The organism is Mesorhizobium sp. M7D.F.Ca.US.004.03.1.1, from assembly GCF_003998635.1.
GTDB lineage: Bacteria > Pseudomonadota > Alphaproteobacteria > Rhizobiales > Rhizobiaceae > Mesorhizobium > Mesorhizobium loti.
The window spans coordinates 1-885 of the sequence record NZ_RZQG01001478.1 but is presented as its reverse complement, the minus strand read 5'-3'; the positions used below and the strand labels follow the sequence as shown (position 1 = coordinate 885).

The following is an 885-nucleotide window of genomic DNA, read 5'->3' as shown; positions in this document are numbered from 1 at the left end:
GCGTCACCGGTTGAGACTTGACCCGCGCCGCGCCTGGGGCTTGATTGGCTAAAGCTCCTCGATGAAAGCGTGGCGGTCATGGCCAACGGGCTTCGATTCAAAACGGCACGGGATCTCTTCATGGCTTGTCCCGCTATTGCCCGGGACATGAGAACCCTTCCAACCGAACAGCCGTCGATCGAGTTTTGTCGCGGCCTCCTCGCCGGGCGCGTTCCCGAGGAGGCGATCACGTTCTGTGCCTACCTGCTTCCCGATCGGGCCGCGGTCTGGTGGGCGCATGAATGCCTGAGCCATCTGAGCGAGCTGCTCGATGGGACCGATCACGAGTTGCTCGCCTATGTTCGCGACTGGGTCGGTGAACCGGACAGCCCCCGCCATCGCGCTGCGGTGAGCCAGGCAGAGGCAGCGCCGCCGACAACGCCGGGCGCCTGGATTGCCCTGGCGGCGGGATGGCGTGACAATGGTTCTGTTGCCGGCGGATCTGTTGCCGGCGCAGAAGCACCATCGGCCTTGCAGCCGTTTCCTGCCGCCCATGCAGTCAATGCCGGTGTCCTGGCCGGGCTGGCGCGTGTCGCACTTGCGGACCGCTTTGCCGTTCTTTCGGCGTTTGTCGAAATGGGCATCCAGATGGCCGAGGTCGAGGCGTTGCGCCAATCGGCGGATGCTTACTTGCAGCCACCTTGAGCCCATTTGGCAAGCGCCACCTTGAAGCGGGTTCCAAGCGGATGCTGCAGGCGCAAAACAGAGGCATCGTTGGCGGCGAAATTTTTGGCCTGCTCGCACAGCCGTGCCTCGTCCCATTCATGGCACCCGTCGCAGTGCTTCCCCTCCCATACCGACTTGTCCAATCCCTCCACCGGGCTGAACAGGGGCTTGCTTCTAATC

1 protein-coding gene and 1 pseudogene are annotated in these 885 nt (G+C 63.5%); one reads left to right on the top strand and one right to left on the bottom strand.

What is annotated here, in order from left to right; genetic code table 11:
* Positions 1-78: 78 nt before the first annotated feature.
* Positions 79-684 carry a hypothetical protein gene (locus EN935_RS38085; RefSeq protein WP_206532360.1) on the top strand — a complete coding sequence of 202 codons (606 nt, stop codon included), beginning with the start codon at positions 79-81 and terminating at the stop codon, positions 682-684.
* Here EN935_RS38085 and EN935_RS41660 read toward each other — a convergent pair.
* Positions 666-885 (bottom strand): annotated as a pseudogene (locus EN935_RS41660) (peptidase c14 caspase catalytic subunit p20); the annotation flags it as partial. The gene EN935_RS38085 and the pseudogene EN935_RS41660 overlap by 19 nt on opposite strands.

What these genes read in the sequence shown, in the direction of transcription:
- EN935_RS38085 (WP_206532360.1), top strand. Translation starts at nt 79, where the DNA reads ATGGCCAACGGGCTTCGATTCAAAACGGCACGGGATCTCTTCATGGCT.